Raw genomic sequence first — 16470 nt, 5'->3', positions numbered from 1 at the left:
CCGCTCAGCGGGTGCTGACAGGAACTCAGATTTCCGGTTCGGCCTTGTCACGGGCGGACAGACCCGCGTCACGGCGGGGCTACAGCTTGCGCAGGCTCAGCCGCCGCACCTTGTGGTCCGGGCCCTTGCGGAGGATCAGGGTGGCGCGGCCGCGGGTGGGGGCGATGTTCTCCACCAGGTTGGGCTTGTTGATGGTGCGCCAGAGGGTGCGCGCGTAGTCGAGGGCCTCGTCCTCGGAGACCTGGGTGTACTTGCGGAAGTACGAGTTCGGGTTCTGGAAGGCGGTCTGGCGCAGCTTCTTGAAGCGGTTGAGGTACCAGCGCTCGATGTCCTGGGCGCTGGCGTCGACGTACACGCTGAAGTCGAAGTAGTCGGCGAGACCGACCCGGGTGCGGCCGTCCTTGCCGGGCAGGGCGGGCTGGAGGACGTTGAGGCCCTCGACGATCAGGATGTCGGGCCGGCGGACCATGAGCCGCTGGTCCGGGACGATGTCGTAGATCAGGTGGGAGTAGACGGGGGCGGTGACCTCGTCCTTGCCCGCCTTGATGTCGGCGACGAAGCGGGTGAGCGCGCGGCGGTCGTAGGACTCGGGGAAGCCCTTGCGCGACATCAGGCCGCGGGCCTGGAGCTCCTTGGTGGGCAGCAGGAAGCCGTCGGTGGTGACCAGCTCGACGCGCGGGTGCTCGGGCCAGCGGGAGAGCAGCGCCTGCAGAAGCCGGGCGACCGTGGACTTCCCCACGGCGACCGAGCCGGCGACGCCTATGACGAACGGGGTGCCGGACTGGGAGCCCTGTTCGCCGAGGAAGGTGTTCAGGGCGCCTCTGAGGCCGTCGGTGGCGCCGACGTAGAGGTTGAGCAGGCGGGAGAGCGGGAGGTAGATGTCCCGCACCTCGTCGAGGTCGATGACGTCGCCGAGGCCGCGCAGCTTCTCGACCTCCTCCGCGGTGAGCGGCAGCGGAGTCTTGTCACGCAGCGCGCTCCACTCCGAGCGGGTGAGGTCGACGTAGGGAGTCGCCTCCGGCCGCTGCCGGTGGGCGCTCCGGGGCATCGGGGAGACCGGAGAGATCACAGTCCATTGTTACGGCAGGACGAACGGACGGTGAGGTGGGATCCGTCACGCGGCGGCGGGCGGGAGAAATCCGGGCAAGTCGGGGAATGTCAGTGGCGTGCGTCACAGTTGTGGGAGAGGTGGGCCAGGCCGGGTCCACGAACCCCGAGGGGTGAGCAAGCAGGGTAATCAGGGGTGACGAGGGGTGACCCATGACGACGTATGCGATAGAGGCGGAAGGCCTGGTCAAGCGGTTCAAGGAGACCGAGGCGCTGGCCGGGGTCGATCTGGGGGCCCGCAAGGGCACGGTGCTGGGACTGCTGGGTCCCAACGGCGCGGGGAAGACGACCGCGGTACGGATCTTCGCGACACTGCTGCGGCCCGACGGGGGCAGGGCCCACGTGGCCGGTCACGACGTGGTGCGGGAGGCCGGTGTCGTACGGGCCATGGTGGGGCTGACCGGGCAGTACGCGGCGGTGGACGAGAACCTGACCGGCACCGAGAACCTGCTGCTCATCGGGCGTCTGCTGGGGCTGCCCCGGCGGGCGGCGAAGGCGCGCGCGGCCGAGCTGCTGGAGCGCTTCCAGCTCGCGGACGCGGCCGGCCGGGCCACGAAGACGTACTCCGGCGGCATGCGCAGGCGCCTGGACCTCGCGGCCAGCCTGGTCGGCCGGCCCAGCATCCTCTTCCTCGACGAGCCCACCACCGGCCTCGACCCGCACAGTCGCGGCGAGCTGTGGGACCTGCTGCGGGGCCTGGTCGCGGACGGTGCGACGGCCCTGCTGACCACGCAGTATCTGAACGAGGCCGATGTGCTCGCCGACGACATCGTGGTGATCGACAAGGGCCGGGTAATCGCCGAGGGCACGCCCGACCAGCTGAAGTCGCAGGTCGGCGGGCAGGTGCTGGAGCTGCGGCCGGTGCTGGCCGAGGATCTTGTGCGGGTGCATGCGCTCGTGACCGAGGCGGCGGGTCCACAGACCCAGATCGAGGGCGAGACGATCACCGCGCCGGTGAAGGACACCGAGCTGATGCCGTCCGTCGTGCGCACGCTGGACCGGGAGGGCATCGCGGTGGGCGAGCTGGCGCTGCGCCGCTCCTCCCTGGACGAGGTGTTCCTGGCCCTGACCGGGCACCGGGCCGAGCCCGGCGAACCGGAGGGGGACGGCGGGGCGGCCGTACGGGAGGACGAGAGTGAGCTGGAGAGGGCGGTGAGCCGGTCATGACCGCCACGACCACGACCATCACCGCGCCGATCACCAAATCGGGGCGGGTGCGACCGCTGGACGGGCTGCGGCAGACGTTCACCATGGCGTGGCGCAGCCTGGTGGCGGTCAAGCACAACCCGCTGGAGCTGGTCGACTACAGCATCACGCCGATCATGTTCGTGTTCCTCTTCACGTATGTACTGGGCGGGCAGATGGCCGGCTCGCCCGAGGCGTACCTGAAGTACGCGCTGCCCGGGATCATCGTCCAGAACACCCTGTTCATGACGATGTACACGGCCATGGCCCTGAACACCGACCTCACCAAGGGCGTCTTCGACCGCCTGCGCAGCCTGCCGATCGCCCGCTCGGCCCCTCTCATCGGCCGCATCACCGCGGACCTCGCCAAGCACGTCTGGGCCCTGCTCCTGATGATCGGCCTGGGCCTGCTGCTCGGCTTCCGGATCACCGGCGGGCTGGACGGCTTCCTGCTCGGAACGCTGCTGGTGGTGCTCTTCGCGGCGGCGGTGTCGTGGAGCGCGGTGCTGATCGGGATGCTGGCGGGGGACGCGGAGAAGGTGCAGGCCTTCGCCTTCACCCTCATCTTCCCGATCACCTTTACCAGCAGCGCGTTCGTGAGGGTGGAAACGATGCCGGGGTGGTTGCAGGCGTGGAGCGACGTGAATCCGGTGTCGCATCTGTCGGATGCGTTCCGGGGGTTGCTGCTGGGCGGGGCCGTGGCTGAGCCGGTGATGTGGTCGTTGGTGTGGGCTGCGGGGATTGCGGTGGTGTTCTATCCGTTGGCTATGCGGGCCTATCGAGCCAAGGCGTAAGCGATTTTCGGTCAACTTGTGACGGAGAATGTTCGCTTCCTGCGCTCTTTCTTCACATGTCTCACACATGTAACTCCCGGTGTGAGCATGGCGTTTGCACCTCCTGTACCGCGAGGAGACGCGCAAGTGGTTTTTCCGTTCTGCGGTCCGGGCCCCGAGGTCGGTCCTTGCCGCGCCCTGTCGTCCTGTGGCTAAGTTGACTGCCGCGCGCCCCGAGGGATCTTGACCAATCCCGATGTGACGCGCGCACGTCATTCGGCGGCCGGGGGAACGGTGCCGTCACCTGGAGGAATGGTTCGGCATGCTGGGCCGACGGGCTGACCACCCGCGCATCCCATCGCCTCTTCGGACGGTCGCCCCCGCATGCCCTCGCTCGCAACGAAGGATGCCTCTTTGCGACTCAGACCGGGGTTGTTCAATCCCAGATCACGAACATCCGCAGGGTTCAGCTCTGCCGTCACGTCCGTCGCCGCCCTGGCCGTCCTCGGTGGGCTGGTCGTCCAGCCCGGCCTGGGCGCCGAACAGCCTGTGGCCGCGACGAGTGACTCGTACGACGGCTTCGATGCCAAGGCCGCCGAGCAGCTCCGCCTGGACCAGTGCGTGATGGCCGACGCGTTGCGTAAGGGCGGCAACAGCCTCTACGCGTACGCCGAAGACTCCCTTCCCCTTCCGGCCTCCCAGTTGCACGAGAAGGCCGGACGAGCCTACGGCGCCCCTCTCTACCAGGCCCACGCCGAGGACGACAAAGCAGCCGGCGCGACACAGGAGAAGGCCCGGGACGCGTGGCTGACCTGGTCCAGGGCAACGAGCGGCCTCGAATGGTTCCCTGACGCGCCCAAGGGCGAGGACGAGATCTGGGAGAAGACCGGTCTCCTGCCGTGGCTGTGGCGCTCGTACATGAAGCCGGTCGAGTTGTTCTCACCGTTCTACGAGCCTTCCCCGCAGGCGGACGAGAAGACGAAGAAGGCCGCCCTCGCCATCGGCGACCAGCTCTACAACGGCAAGGGCACGCCGGCAGAGCAGGAAGCCTGGAAGCTGTGGAAGAAGAACTCCGGGCCGATCGTCCCCGACGAGATCTTCGTCCCCCGCCTGTCCTCCGATGACGCCCGGATCTTCCTCGCCTCCGGCGGCTTCCCCACCCGCGAACCCGAGAAGGACACACCCGAGTTCCGGGTCGCGGTCGAGGACCTGAAGGCCCGTTTCGCGTCCTGTGACTGGCACACGCCGATCGACCCGAACAAGGTCCTCGGAAAGACCACTGCTACCGCTTCCCAGGAGTGGCAGGAGGAGATCTCGGCGCAAGCATCGCAGCGTCAGAAGATCCTCGAAGCCTCGGGTACGGCGTCGAAGGCATTGCAGGACGGCACCTGGGCCCTCGGTCAACTGTTGGGTCAGTCGTGGATCGCCGACTACACCACTCGCTGGCAGGACTACTGGGCGCCGGGCGGCATCGGATGGATCGGCGACGCCGACACGGTCGTCGAAGTCGCCGCCGCCAACGGCAAGTGCCTCGACGTGCAGTCCGCCGGGAAGACCAACGGCACCCCCGTGCAGACCTACACCTGCAACAACAGTCCGGCGCAGAAGTGGAAGCTCCGGGCTGACGGGGCGCTGGAGAATGTCAACTCCGGCAAGTGCCTGGATGTGGCGGGGGCCAACTCCGCGAACAAGACGAAGATCCAGATCTGGACGTGCAACTCGAGTCCGGCACAGCAGTGGAAATTCAACGTCCGAGCCACCGGTGAACTGCGCAACGTCGCCACGAACAAGTGCCTCGACCTGCACACCTTCAACAACGGCCAGAACTCGTGGCTGTACACGTGCAACGGCACCAAGGCACAGCAGTTCCGCGTCAAGCCGTTGGGGCATAACGGGGACACCCCGGACAAGTCCGAGTTCGACAAGGCCAAGAAGAGCCGTGCTGCTGCGCAGGCCGAGGCGAAGAAACAGCTCGCTGTGCTGAAGGCCCGGCTCGACACAGCGAAGAAGGCCGCCACCACCTCGTCCAGCGCCATCGAGGCCGCCTACGAGATCGCCGACAAGAACGGTGCCCCTCGGGGCCGGGGTTTGATCGTCGGGCAGCAGAAGGACCAGGTCACCCAGGGCGCCGTCGCCGCGCTCGAAGCGATGGTGAAGGCCGGCGAGACCGCTGAGGCCGCCACACGTGCGTCCGCTGCCGACTCGGACACGATCGCCCAGCGTGCGAGGGCGCAGTCCGCGCAGGTGCAGGCCGAGTTCCGCAGGAAGGCCGCTGCGACTGCTGAGGCGCAGGCGAAGGCCTCGCGGGATGCGGCGAAGCTGCACCGGGACAACGCCAAGAAGGACGCCGCCACGGCGAAGTCCAAGCTCGGCGACGCTTTGAAGGCCGAAGCCGACGCCAAGAAGGCTGCCGCTGACGCGCACGCCAAGCGGCTCGCTGCGGAGGCGGAGGAGAAGACCGCGAAGGCGGAGAAGGACACCGCCGCCGCGAAGCAGGCCGAAGCCAACCAGCACAAGAAGAACGCACAGGCCGAAGCCGCGAACGCACAGAGCGCGAAGGAGAAGGCGGAGACCGCCGAGAAGAACGCATCCAGGCATCGTGATGACGCCGTGAAGGCGCGTGATCATGCCAAGGAGATGCGTGACGACGCGTGGGACGCCGAGCAGAAGGCGGACGCGGCCCGTGCGAAGGCTGATGCGAAGGCCGCCTACGCCGATTCGCTGGACGCGGATGACGCCGCCGAGGCAGCGCGCGCGGAGGCGAACAAGGCCGACACGTACGCGACGAACGCGGAGAACGCCGCCTCACGGGCCCGTTCGGAGGCGAACGCTGCCTCTGCGGCGGCTGTGGAGGCGGACGCGGCAGCGACCCGTGCGGAAGCCGCTGCGAAGCGGTCGAGGGCCAACGCCGACGCCGCGCAGGCCGCGAAGCTGAAGGCCGACGCAGCCGTCCGGACCGCTACGTCGGCTGTGGCGGATGCGATCAAGGCATCCGACCACGCAGCCGCCGAAGCGAAAGCCGCGGTGAAGGCCGCAGACGACGCCGAAGCCGAGGCCAAGAACGCCAAAGCCCAGGCCGACCTCTCCTCGAAGGAGGCCGGGAAGGCCCTGGCGGCGGCGGCGAAGTCGACCGGGTTCGCGTACATCACCGCACAGGCCGCCGCTGATGCGACGGCAGCCGCGAGGCAGGTCGCGAAGCCGGCGAACGACGCCATCGAGACCGGCGCCCCCTACGCCGACACCGACCAGGCCGCCGACCTGATCGTCCTGACCGGGCAGGCATCGAAGACGATCGCCGAACAGCAGCAGGCCGTAGCCGACGCCCACGCCAAAAACGCCAAGGCGGAAGCCGAAGCCGCGAAGAACATCGCGGACCAGGCCGTAGGCGACTCAAAGCAGGCGTACGTCCACGCGGCGCACGCCGCCGGCTATGCGGCCACTGCCCGCACCTACGCCAAGGAAGCCCTCGGATACTCCGCCGAGGCGGCTGACTACGCGAAGCAGGCCGCGAAGTCGCTGGCGCGGACGATCGAATACGACCGTCAAGCCGCAGCGGACGCGGCGGCAGCCGACAAGGCCGCAGGCCGCGCCGAAGGCCACGCCAAGGACGCCCGCGCCTCCGCCGACCAGGCCGCCCTCGACGCCCAGGCCGCACGCGAGGCCGCAACAGCGGCCGAGCAGGCCGCCAAGGACGCACGGGCAGCCGCCGACCGGGCCGACGCCGCAGCCACCGAAGCCGAAAAGGCTGCCAAGGACGCGCTGAAGTACGCCAAGGAGGCGCAGGAAGCCGCGGAGTCCGCGGCGCGGAAGCAGGCAAACCAGCAGGTCAACAGCGGCGCGGGCACCGGCGTCGGTGGCACGTGGTACGTCGTCGACGAGGACAGCATCGAGATCACCGATGCCAAGCAGCAGAACGACTGCGTCATCGAGGTCGGCTTCGAGGGGTGCACCGTCACCTTCACGGTGACCTTCAGCGCGACGGTCGACTTCTTCCTTTGCACCAACCCCGACACAACGGCCGGCGCCGGCAGATGTCCGTCGCAGGACACGCTGCTCGTCGAGAGCAAGCGCATCCCAGGTCTGAAGAAGGATGTCACCAGGTACTTCTCCAAGCTGGAGCTCATTCAGCAGACCCTCACCTACAAGCTCTTGAAGGCGGTCCTGGTCCAGGACTTCGTCGACTGCTGGCACGGCAGCGCCAGCGGCTGCGCCTGGGCGGCGAGCAACTTCATCCCCGGCAAGGCGTTGGGCACGGTCTTCGACGGGATCCGGGCTCTGGACGCCGCCATGAAGACCGGCGTCGGGGTCCGTGACGCGTTCCATGCCCTCAAGGCGCTCGACCTGGACCCGGGGACCCTCGCCAAGCTCAACGCCATCGTCAACGCCCACGAGGACCTGTACACCGCCTGCAAGGTGAACAGCTTCCCTGGTACCACCCAGGTACTGATGGCGGACGGCTCACACCGGCCCATCAGCCAGTTGGCTGTGGGGGACCTCGTCAAGGCCACGGATCCGGCTACCGGCCAGTTGCGGGCCCGGCAGGTCACCGACACCTTCAGGCACGACACCCGGCGGCTGGTGGATATCGTCGTCGCCGACGGGGGGAGGCTGGAGAGCACCGCCGGTCACAAGTTCTACGTGGTGGACCGCGGGTGGACGCTGGTCTCCGACCTGCGCGTCGGTGACCGCCTGCGGACCTCGGACGGTTCCGTCCGCGCGGTGACCGCCCTCCACGACCGCTCGGGCTTGGCTCCGCGCACGGTCTACGACCTCACGGTCGATGACCTGCACACGTTCTTCGTGCTGGCAGGCGCCACTCCGGTCCTTGTCCACAACTGCAAGGTGGCGTTGGGATGGCAGAGGGGTGGGAAGCTGGACGAGTGGGCGGCGCTGCCCGAGAACAAGTTCCAGACCTTCTCCAACGTGTCTCCGAGGGACTTCGCCCGAATCGCGGAAATGGCCATCGCCGACCCGAACGTGACGCTGCACATCAACATGACGGGACTGGCCGACAAGGGAACTTTCATGGATGCTGCCCAGCGTGGCCTGACGGCCGGAGAAGCCGGACGGGCGACGGACTACGAGATGTCCATGATCGCGAGGGCACTCGCCAATGGTCAGCGTTCGTGGAGTTCGGTCAAGTTCTATTCCCCGTCGGGTCCGGGTGGAGCCATGCGACTGGATCCCCCGACACATATGCCGGATCTATCGGTGCTGAAGGGGGACCTCGACCCCGTGAAGGGTTCGGTCATCGGATACTGCCACTGCTGAGGAATCGACCATGGATACCCACTGGAAAGACCTGTACCCGGACGTGACCGCTGCGGGCGGCCTTCTGGCGGCGATGAAAGAGGCCGCGAAGCTGCGCAGAGGCGAAATTTGGCCGATGCCATCGACGGCCGACGGCATCATTGTCGAGACGGCGAGGGGTCTCGTGTCGGTCGTTCCCGCAGCCGAGGAGCGTCTGTTCCGGGTACGTGTCCTCATTCCGGGGTTCACCTGGGACGATCCCGGGTTCACCTGGGAGATCGGCTCGACGGACGATCTCGGGTTGCTCGTGGAGGCAGTCGCCGCGTGGCGGGACGGTGTGCCGTTCGACGAGTTGGCGGCGAGATACACGTTCCTGGAGCTCGACGAATTCGCGGGGGCGATCGAGAGGGGAGAGCCCACTTCTGCGCAGTGGGCCGACCTTCTGTCGTCCGACTTCCACCGGAGGCAATGGAACCTTCTCCGTCGCCTCCATGCGGATGAGGTGCTGCGGAACATGTTCCCGACGATCTCGCACGGTGCCGTCCGGCTGTGTGTGGATCTGTTCGACGGAACGAGCCGTCAGGTCCTGGTGCATGAGCCGGATGAGGAGCGCTATGAGGTCATTCGTCCTGGGGTACCAGGGGCCTCCTGGATCGACGTGCCGACCGGTGATCTGATCGCCTACCTGCGAGCCGCTCTGCACCAACAGTGATCTCGACGGATCTATGAAATCGAAGCCCCGCCAGGACACCTCCTCCCTGGCGGGGCTTCGTACCCCCGTGGGAATTTCCGAAATCGGGCACGCTACGGCCCTTTCGGGCGCTGTTTCGGCCGTAGGCTGCCGCGCATGTGCGGAATCGTGGGATACGTGGGGTCGCAGTCGGCGCTCGAGATTGTCACGGCCGGGCTGAAGCGGCTGGAGTACCGGGGGTATGACTCGGCGGGGGTCGCCGTCCTGGCGGATGGCGGGCTGGCGGCCGCCAAGAAGGCGGGCAAGCTCGTCAATCTGGAGAAGGAGCTGACCGAGCGGCCCCTGCCGACGGGAACCACCGGGATCGGGCACACGCGGTGGGCCACGCACGGCGGGCCGACCGATGCCAATGCCCATCCGCATCTCGACAACGCCGGGCGCGTCGCCGTCGTGCACAACGGGATCATCGAGAACTTCGCCGGTCTGCGGGCCGAGTTGGAGGAGCGGGGGCACGGGCTGGCCTCCGAGACCGACACCGAGGTGGTCGCTCACCTGCTGGCCGAGGAGTTCTCGGGCTGTGCCGATCTCGCCGAGGCCATGCGGCTGGTGTGCCGGCGGCTGGAGGGGGCCTTCACGCTGGTCGCGGTGCATGCGGATGAGCCCGATGTGGTCGTCGGGGCACGGCGGAACTCGCCGCTTGTGGTGGGTGTCGGGGAGGGCGAGGCCTTTCTCGCCTCGGACGTCGCCGCGTTCATCGACCACACGCGGTCCGCGATCGAGCTGGGGCAGGACCAGGTCGTGGAGCTGCGGCGGGACGGGGTGACCGTCACCGGGTTCGACGGGCGCCCGGCGGATGTGCGGCCGTATCGCGTGGACTGGGATGCCGCCGCCGCGGAAAAGGGCGGCTACGACTACTTCATGCTCAAGGAGATCGCCGAGCAGCCCAAGGCGGTCGCCGATACGTTGCTGGGGCGCATCGACGCCGCCGGCTCACTGACCCTGGACGAGGTCCGGATCAGCGCCTCCGAGCTGCGGGAGGTCGACAAGGTCGTCATCATCGCCTGCGGTACGGCCTTTCACGCCGGGTTGATCGCCAAGTACGCCATCGAGCACTGGACGCGGATCCCGTGCGAGGTGGAGCTGGCGAGTGAGTTCCGGTACCGGGATCCGATTCTCGATCAGCAGACCCTCGTCATCGCGATCTCCCAGTCCGGCGAGACCATGGACACGCTCATGGCGCTACGGCATGCCCGTGAGCAGGGGGCCCGGGTGCTGGCGATCTGCAACACGAACGGGTCGACGATTCCGCGTGAGTCGGATGCGGTGCTGTACACGCATGCCGGGCCGGAGGTTGCGGTCGCCTCGACCAAGGCGTTTCTGACGCAGTTGGTCGCCTGCTATCTGGTGGCGTTGTATCTGGGGCAGGTTCGCGGCACCAAGTGGGGTGACGAGATCGGGGCGGTCATCCGGGATCTGTCGCGGATCTCGAACGAGGTCGAGCGGGTGCTGGAGACTATGGAGCCGGTGCGGGAGCTGGCGCGGAGCCTGGCCGGCAAGAACACGGTGCTCTTCCTCGGGCGGCATGTGGGGTATCCCGTTGCCCTTGAAGGTGCGCTCAAGCTCAAGGAACTCGCCTATATGCATGCCGAGGGGTTTGCGGCGGGGGAGTTGAAGCATGGGCCGATCGCTCTCATCGAGGACGATCTGCCGGTGGTCGTGGTCGTGCCTTCGCCTCGGGGGCGGTCGGTTCTGCACGACAAGATCGTGTCCAACATGCAGGAGATCCGGGCGCGGGGTGCGCGGACCATCGTGATCGCGGAGGAGGGGGACGAGGCGGTGGTGCCGTATGCGGATCACCTGATCCGGATTCCGGCGACTCCGACTCTGCTTCAGCCGATGGTGGCCACGGTGCCGCTGCAGGTCTTCGCGTGTGAGCTGGCCACCGCCCGGGGGAACGAGGTGGATCAGCCTCGGAACCTGGCGAAGTCGGTGACCGTGGAGTAGTCGTCCTTCACACCGTCGAGGAAGGCTGCGAAGGCTCCGGCCGGGAGGGTGAGGGTTCCGTAGGCCGGGGCCTTTGAGTCGCGGATGGCTATGTGGGTGTCGGTGTTCGCCACCTCTACGCAGGAATTGCCATCCCCGGCACCGGAGTAGGACGACTTCCGCCAATTGTTGGGAACGGTCATGAGGGGTGCCTCACAGCTCTTTGGCCAGCCTGTGGATGAAGTCGCGCGACCGCTCGGGTTCGAGCGACGCCGCTTCTACCCTACGGAAGAGCGTTCGAATGACGCCCAGCTGGGCCTCCGAGTCGATGAAGGCCGCGGTGTGAGGCGCGTCGCGCACGGCGGTGTCCAATCTGGGCACAGCGCCGCCCGCCAGCATCATGGCCGTCCAGGATCCACCGAAGCCGTCCAGGTCGAAGGGGATGACCCGTACGGTGACGTGGTCCGCCTCGGAGAGGTCGAGCAGCGTGGCGAGTTGGACACGGGAGGCAGCACGGTCACCGACGCGGATACGCAGCGCCGCCTCGTGGATGACCGCTTCGTACGGTGTGGGGTCGGGGCCTTCGAGGATCGTCTTGCGCTGCATGCGGTGTCTCACCCGCAACTCCAGTTCCTCGTAGGGGAGTTCGGGAATCCGGTCGGAGAAGACCGAGCGGGCGTAGTCCTCCGTCTGGAGCGGGCCGGGGATGTGCAGGAACTGGATCTCTCGTAGGAACGTGGCGTGGTGCTCCAGCTCCGCCAGGTCGAGGAAGGGGGTGGGCAGCGACCCTCGGAATTCCTCCCACCAGCCCTTGGCCCGGTTGGTCGCGATGGCCGCCAGCGCCGAGATCAGCTCCTCGTCGGTGCAGGCGTAGTTCGCGGTCAGGCGGCGCAGGCGCTCCTCGCTCACGCCGGTGAGGCCGGACTCGATGTGGTTGATCTGAGCGGAGCTCACCCCGAGCGATGCTGCCGCTTCGCGGCCCGTGAGGCCTGCTGCGTCACGAAGCCTGCGCAGTTCGACGCCCAAGCGAAGCTGTCGTGCTGTTGGCTCGCGCCTCAACCCCGCCATGAACTGCTCCCCGGTTCAACGCGCCTGTGAGCGCGACTCGTTCAGGGGCAGATTACGCGATCGGCTTGCTGGACGTATAAATTGAGGTCTACCGTCGGTGATGTGCCGTAAGCACTGCGGAAGCGCACCGCTTCGTCCTGCCATGACGGCTGCGGTAATGACACCGCGACAACTCCCCACCACCCGAACGGAGTTCACCCATGCCCGAAACCGAACCCTGGGAGTACACGCTCTACATCCCGAACGACGTCCGAGCCGTCACCGTCTCCCGCCGCACCCTCCGGCTCATCCTCACCATGCACGGCCTCATCAACCTCGCCGACACCGCCGAACTCCTCGCGACCGAGCTGGTCGCCAACGCCGTACGCCATACCAAGGGGCCGGCGGCGCTGCGGGTGCGGTGGGCGGGTGGGGTGCTGCGGATCGGGGCGTGGGATGCGGATCCGGAACCGCCCGAGCCGCCTCAGGAGTTGGCGAAGCTCGGGGAGGCCGAGGAGGGGCGAGGGCTGGCGCTGGTCCGGGCCTGTTCCGATCTGTGGGGCTGGCAGCCGCTGACCAGGAACGGCAATCGGGGCAAGTACGTGTGGTGCGAGCTGACCTCGGCGGCGTGAACGTTTACTCGCCGCTCGAAAGAGTGAACGTATCCCGATCATCTGGATCTTCGGTCCAACACGCCATCAAGGTTGCGCACTTGGTCACATCAGCTCACGAGGGCATGCACCGCATCTTCCAGGAGCGGCCCGAGATCCTGGCTCCCGTCTTCGGGGTGCTGGGGGTTCCGTTATCCGCGAAGGCGACCGTGGACGCCGTCACCACGGATGTGACGGAGAGCCGGCCGTTGGAGCGACGCGTGGACACCGTGCTGCGCGTCGGTCCGTCCGACGGTGAGGACTTCCTGCTTGCTGTTGAGGCGCAGTCGGGCAAGGTCCCGGGCAAGGAGGCGAGTTGGGCGTACTACATCTCCTACCTCCAAGCGAAGTTCGAGCTGCCCGTGCTGCTGCTCGTGGTCTGTCAGGACAGAGCCACGGCCAAATGGGCGGCCGGTCCCTTCGACTGCAGCACGCGCGGCTGGACGGCTCAGCGGACGTATCCGCTGGTCGCCGGGCCGGACAACCTGCCGAAGATCACCGATGCCAGGACCGCGGCGAAGAATCTCGCACTGGCTGCGTTCTCCGCCCTGGCACACGCCCGCAGCTCTGAGTGCGGCGCCATACTGGAGGCCATCAGCAGCGCCCTTCTGGAGATCCAGCAAACCGATCCTGACAGCGCCGAGTACGTCTTCGACTTCCTGGACGTCACCCTGGGTAAGACTCCAGCCGGAGAGAAATGGATGGAAATCATGTCGACGTTCGTCAGCTACTTCCCCGGCCGGGGGACGGTCCGTGAGACGGCCTACCTGAAAGGCCTGGCCGACGGCGAGGCCAAAGGCGAGGCCAGAGAGGCCAAAGGCGAGGCCAAGGGGATCCTGTCCGTGCTGGAGGTGCGTGGCATCCCCGTGCCGGACAGTGTGCGTGAGCGCATCACCTCCTGTACCGACCTCGATCGCATGGATGCCTGGCTGGAGCGTTCCCGTACGGTCGAGCGGGCCGAGGACCTGTTCGCCGAGGGCCCTTCGGGGGAACCCTGAGCTGCGGCGGAGAAGCGGCCCGCCGCTGCATCGCCTCACCCCCGCACATCCCGCCAAGCCCCCGGAATCCCCTCCGCCACATCGTGCGCCCCCACCGGCGCCCCATCCGCCGCGAACCTCGCCGACAGGCCGTGCAGATACGCCGCCACGCTCGCCGCGTCCACCGGCGAGAGGCCCGCCGCCAGCAGGGATCCCGCCAACCCCGACAGCACATCCCCGCTGCCCGCCGTGGCCAGCCAGCCCGTTCCCGTCGGATTCACCCGCACGGCGCCCGCGCCCCCCGCCTCCGCCACCAGCGTCGTCGAACCCTTCAGCAGCACCGTCGCCGCATACCGCCCCGCCAACTCCCGTACCGAAGCAAGCCGAGCCCCCTCGACCTCCTCCCGGGAGACACCGAGCAGTGCCGCCGCCTCCCCGGCGTGCGGGGTCATCAGGGTCGGTGCGGTACGGCCGCGTACCGCCTCCGCGTCCGCCAGTCGCAGGCCGTCCGCGTCAAGCAGTACCGGTACGTCCGTCGCCAGCACCTCCGCCACCGTCGCCGCGTCGTCACCGGCGCCCGGGCCCACCACCCAGGCCTGGACGCGCCCCGCCTTCTTCGGGCCCCGGTCCGACACCAGCGTCTCGGGGAACCGGGCGATCACCGCGTCCGCGGCCGGGCCGACGTACCGTACGGCTCCCGCGCCGCCGCGCAGCGCCCCCGCGACCGCGAGCACCGCCGCGCCCGGGTACCTCCCTGACCCCGCCGCGACGCCCACGACCCCTCGGCGGTACTTGTCCGTCTCCGCCGCCGGCAGCGGCAACAGCGCCGCCACGTCCGCGTGTTGCAGCGCCTCCAGCTCCACCGCGTCGCCCGGCAGCGCCAGTCCGATGTCCACCAGGCGCACCACACCGGCGTACTCCCGCGCCGGATCGATCAGCAGGCCCGGCTTGTGCGTGCCGAAGGTGACCGTCAGGTCGGCCCGGATCGCCGTGCCGCGCACCTCGCCCGTGTCCACGTCCACGCCGCTCGGCAGGTCCACGGCGACGACCGCGGCCCTCGACCGCGCCGCCGCGTCGGCCAGCGGCGCCGCCTCCGGCCGTAGCCCGCCCTTGCCGCCGATGCCGACGATGCCGTCCACGATCAGGTCCGCGCGCTCGATCAACTCCTCGGCGATGTCCGTGCCGACAGCCCGGCCGCCCGCCCGGCGCAGCGCCGCCAGGCCCGCGGCGTGCGCCCGCTCCGGTGACAGCAGCACCGCCGTCACTCCCGCGCCGCGCCCCGCCAGCCGGGCGCCGGCGTACAGGGCGTCGCCGCCGTTGTCGCCGCTGCCGATCAGCAGCACGACCCGGCTGCCGTACACCCGGCCCAGCAGATCCGCGCAGGCCGCGGCGAGTCCGGCCGCCGCCCGCTGCATCAGCGCGCCGTCCGGGAGCCGTGCCATCAGCTCCCGTTCGGCCGCCCTTACCGTCTCCACGCTGTACGCAGTCCGCATGCGATCGAGTCTCCCGTACGTCGCCGAGCGCGTCGCATCCATTGACGCTTTGCCGTGCCTTTGCCAAACTCCCGGCCCCCACAGGATGAATCGATTCAGTCGAAATGTGTTCGACGAGATCGGTTCGATGAGAGGAACCCCCATGGGACGCAGAGCCTCGGGACGCAGAGCCTCCCTCCTCGCCACCGTCGGTGCCACCGCTCTCCTCACCGCCGTCGGCACCCTGACCGTGCCCGCGCCGCAGGCCGCTGCCGCCGCCTGCGGTGAAGGCGCGTACCAGGCCGAAGCCGTCCTCAACGGCGGCACCTGGACCGCCCGGCGCGGCAGCAGCACCGTTTATACGGGCAGTGACATGCGGGCCGCCGTGCAGGCCGCCGTCGGCAGTCTGACCTCCGGGCGTACCGCCAAGGAGCGGGTGGTGGTGCGGGGTTCGGGGTCGATGTCCGCCGGGTCGCGCATCTCCCTGCCCAGCTACACCGTGCTCGACGTCTGCGGCACCATCAACGTCACCGGCAGCGGCTCCGGCGACCAGGCGCCCGTCTACTCGCGCGGCACCCGCGACGTCGAGGTCCAGCATCTCAACCTCACCGGCGGTCCGCTGTACGGGATCTTCATGCGCAACGTGCAGAACGTCGTCCTCGGGCAGATCGACATGCGGCTGTCCCGCGGCCTTGGCGTGCGGATCGACAACCGCGGGAACACCAGCGAGTGGACGCGGAATGTCCGGATCGACAACGTCTACGTCTCCGGGGCCTCCAGTCACGCCGTGGAGACGTACGGCGTCGACGGCATCACCATCGGCACCGTGACCGCGCGGAACGTCGGCGAGTCGGGGCTGCTGCTCAACCAGACCATCAACGCCACCGTCGGCAAGGTGGACGCGGAGAACGCGGGGACGGGCACGGGATACGCCGCCTTCCGCATGGCCAACCGCAACGGGCGGGTCGGGAGTTCCTACCCGACCAACGTCCGGGTCGGTGAGGTCATCGCGCGCGGCGGCGGGCGCGGGGTGTTCTGTGTGTCGGAGAGCGGCGGGGCCGTCATCGACCGGGTCTCGCTGTCCAACACCGGCAACAACTCGGTCCTGATCGAGAACTGCTACAACGTCAATCTCGCCGCCCAGAGCGGCACGATCACCGGGGGCGGCGAGCTGCGGCTGGCGGCGCGGTCCGAGTTCCCGAACAACCGGGACATCACCGTGCAGAACCTGACCGTGACCAACTCGGCCATCAGGGAGAGCCCCTGCGGTGAGAACACGACCTTCCGCAACATCACCCGGGTGAACACCAGCCAGTCCATCTGCTGACGCGAGAG

12 protein-coding genes are annotated in these 16470 nt (G+C 68.4%); 8 read left to right on the top strand and 4 right to left on the bottom strand.

Going from position 1 to position 16470, the window contains the following annotated elements; all coding sequences use genetic code 11:
- Positions 1 to 79 precede the first annotated feature (79 nt).
- Positions 80 to 1048 carry a type I pantothenate kinase gene (gene coaA / locus IM697_RS40475; RefSeq protein ID WP_194041943.1) on the bottom strand — a complete coding sequence of 323 codons (969 nt, stop codon included), beginning with the start codon at positions 1046 to 1048 and terminating at the stop codon, positions 80 to 82.
- 212 nt (positions 1049 to 1260) lie between these two features.
- Here coaA and IM697_RS40470 point away from each other — a divergent pair, with 212 nt between their 5' ends.
- The 5 genes from IM697_RS40470 to glmS all read left to right on the top strand — a co-directional run bounded on the left by IM697_RS40470 (position 1261) and on the right by glmS (position 11010).
- Positions 1261 to 2274, top strand: coding sequence for an ATP-binding cassette domain-containing protein (locus IM697_RS40470; protein WP_194041941.1), 1014 nt, complete (start codon positions 1261 to 1263; stop codon positions 2272 to 2274).
- Positions 2271 to 3086: an ABC transporter permease gene (locus IM697_RS40465; protein ID WP_194041939.1), complete on the top strand. Its 816-nt coding sequence runs from the start codon at positions 2271 to 2273 to the stop codon at positions 3084 to 3086. The genes IM697_RS40470 and IM697_RS40465 overlap by 4 nt, the downstream gene beginning before the upstream one ends.
- Before the next feature lie 603 nt (positions 3087 to 3689).
- The gene (locus tag IM697_RS40460; RefSeq protein WP_407699667.1) at positions 3690 to 8336 is read left to right on the top strand and encodes an RICIN domain-containing protein; all 4647 of its coding nucleotides are present in this window, start codon (positions 3690 to 3692) and stop codon (positions 8334 to 8336) included.
- Positions 8337 to 8346: 10 nt separating this feature from the next.
- Positions 8347 to 9027 (top strand): hypothetical protein, encoded by a 681-nt coding sequence (locus IM697_RS40455; RefSeq protein ID WP_194041935.1) that lies wholly within the window; start codon positions 8347 to 8349, stop codon positions 9025 to 9027.
- Between the two features lie 135 nt (positions 9028 to 9162).
- A complete protein-coding gene (glmS, locus tag IM697_RS40450; protein WP_194041933.1) occupies positions 9163 to 11010 on the top strand; it encodes a glutamine--fructose-6-phosphate transaminase (isomerizing) in 1848 nt (615 codons plus the stop codon).
- Here the strand turns inward: glmS and IM697_RS40445 are convergent.
- A complete protein-coding gene (locus IM697_RS40445; RefSeq protein WP_194041931.1) occupies positions 10971 to 11192 on the bottom strand; it encodes a DUF397 domain-containing protein in 222 nt (73 codons plus the stop codon). The genes glmS and IM697_RS40445 overlap by 40 nt on opposite strands.
- A 10-nt stretch (positions 11193 to 11202) precedes the next feature.
- The gene (locus tag IM697_RS40440) at positions 11203 to 12057 is read right to left on the bottom strand and encodes a helix-turn-helix domain-containing protein (RefSeq protein ID WP_194041929.1); all 855 of its coding nucleotides are present in this window, start codon (positions 12055 to 12057) and stop codon (positions 11203 to 11205) included.
- A gap of 200 nt (positions 12058 to 12257) precedes the next feature.
- Between IM697_RS40440 and IM697_RS40435 the strand changes: the two genes are divergently transcribed.
- Positions 12258 to 12668, top strand: coding sequence for an ATP-binding protein (locus IM697_RS40435; RefSeq protein WP_194041927.1), 411 nt, complete (start codon positions 12258 to 12260; stop codon positions 12666 to 12668).
- A 104-nt stretch (positions 12669 to 12772) separates the two neighbouring features.
- The gene (locus tag IM697_RS40430; RefSeq protein ID WP_194050084.1) at positions 12773 to 13684 is read left to right on the top strand and encodes a hypothetical protein; all 912 of its coding nucleotides are present in this window, start codon (positions 12773 to 12775) and stop codon (positions 13682 to 13684) included.
- 35 nt (positions 13685 to 13719) lie between these two features.
- Here the strand turns inward: IM697_RS40430 and IM697_RS40425 are convergent, their stop codons facing one another.
- The gene (locus IM697_RS40425) at positions 13720 to 15156 is read right to left on the bottom strand and encodes an NAD(P)H-hydrate dehydratase (protein ID WP_194041925.1); all 1437 of its coding nucleotides are present in this window, start codon (positions 15154 to 15156) and stop codon (positions 13720 to 13722) included.
- Positions 15157 to 15298: 142 nt separating this feature from the next.
- Between IM697_RS40425 and IM697_RS40420 the strand changes: the two genes are divergently transcribed.
- Entirely contained in the window at positions 15299 to 16462 is a 1164-nt protein-coding gene (locus IM697_RS40420; RefSeq protein ID WP_194041923.1) for a hypothetical protein, read from the top strand.
- Positions 16463 to 16470: the final 8 nt, after the last annotated feature.

Source organism: Streptomyces ferrugineus, from assembly GCF_015160855.1.
In the GTDB taxonomy this organism is placed as follows: Bacteria; Actinomycetota; Actinomycetes; order Streptomycetales; family Streptomycetaceae; genus Streptomyces; species Streptomyces ferrugineus.
The sequence above is the reverse complement of the archived record's forward strand: the minus strand, read 5'-3'. Positions and strand labels throughout refer to the sequence as shown.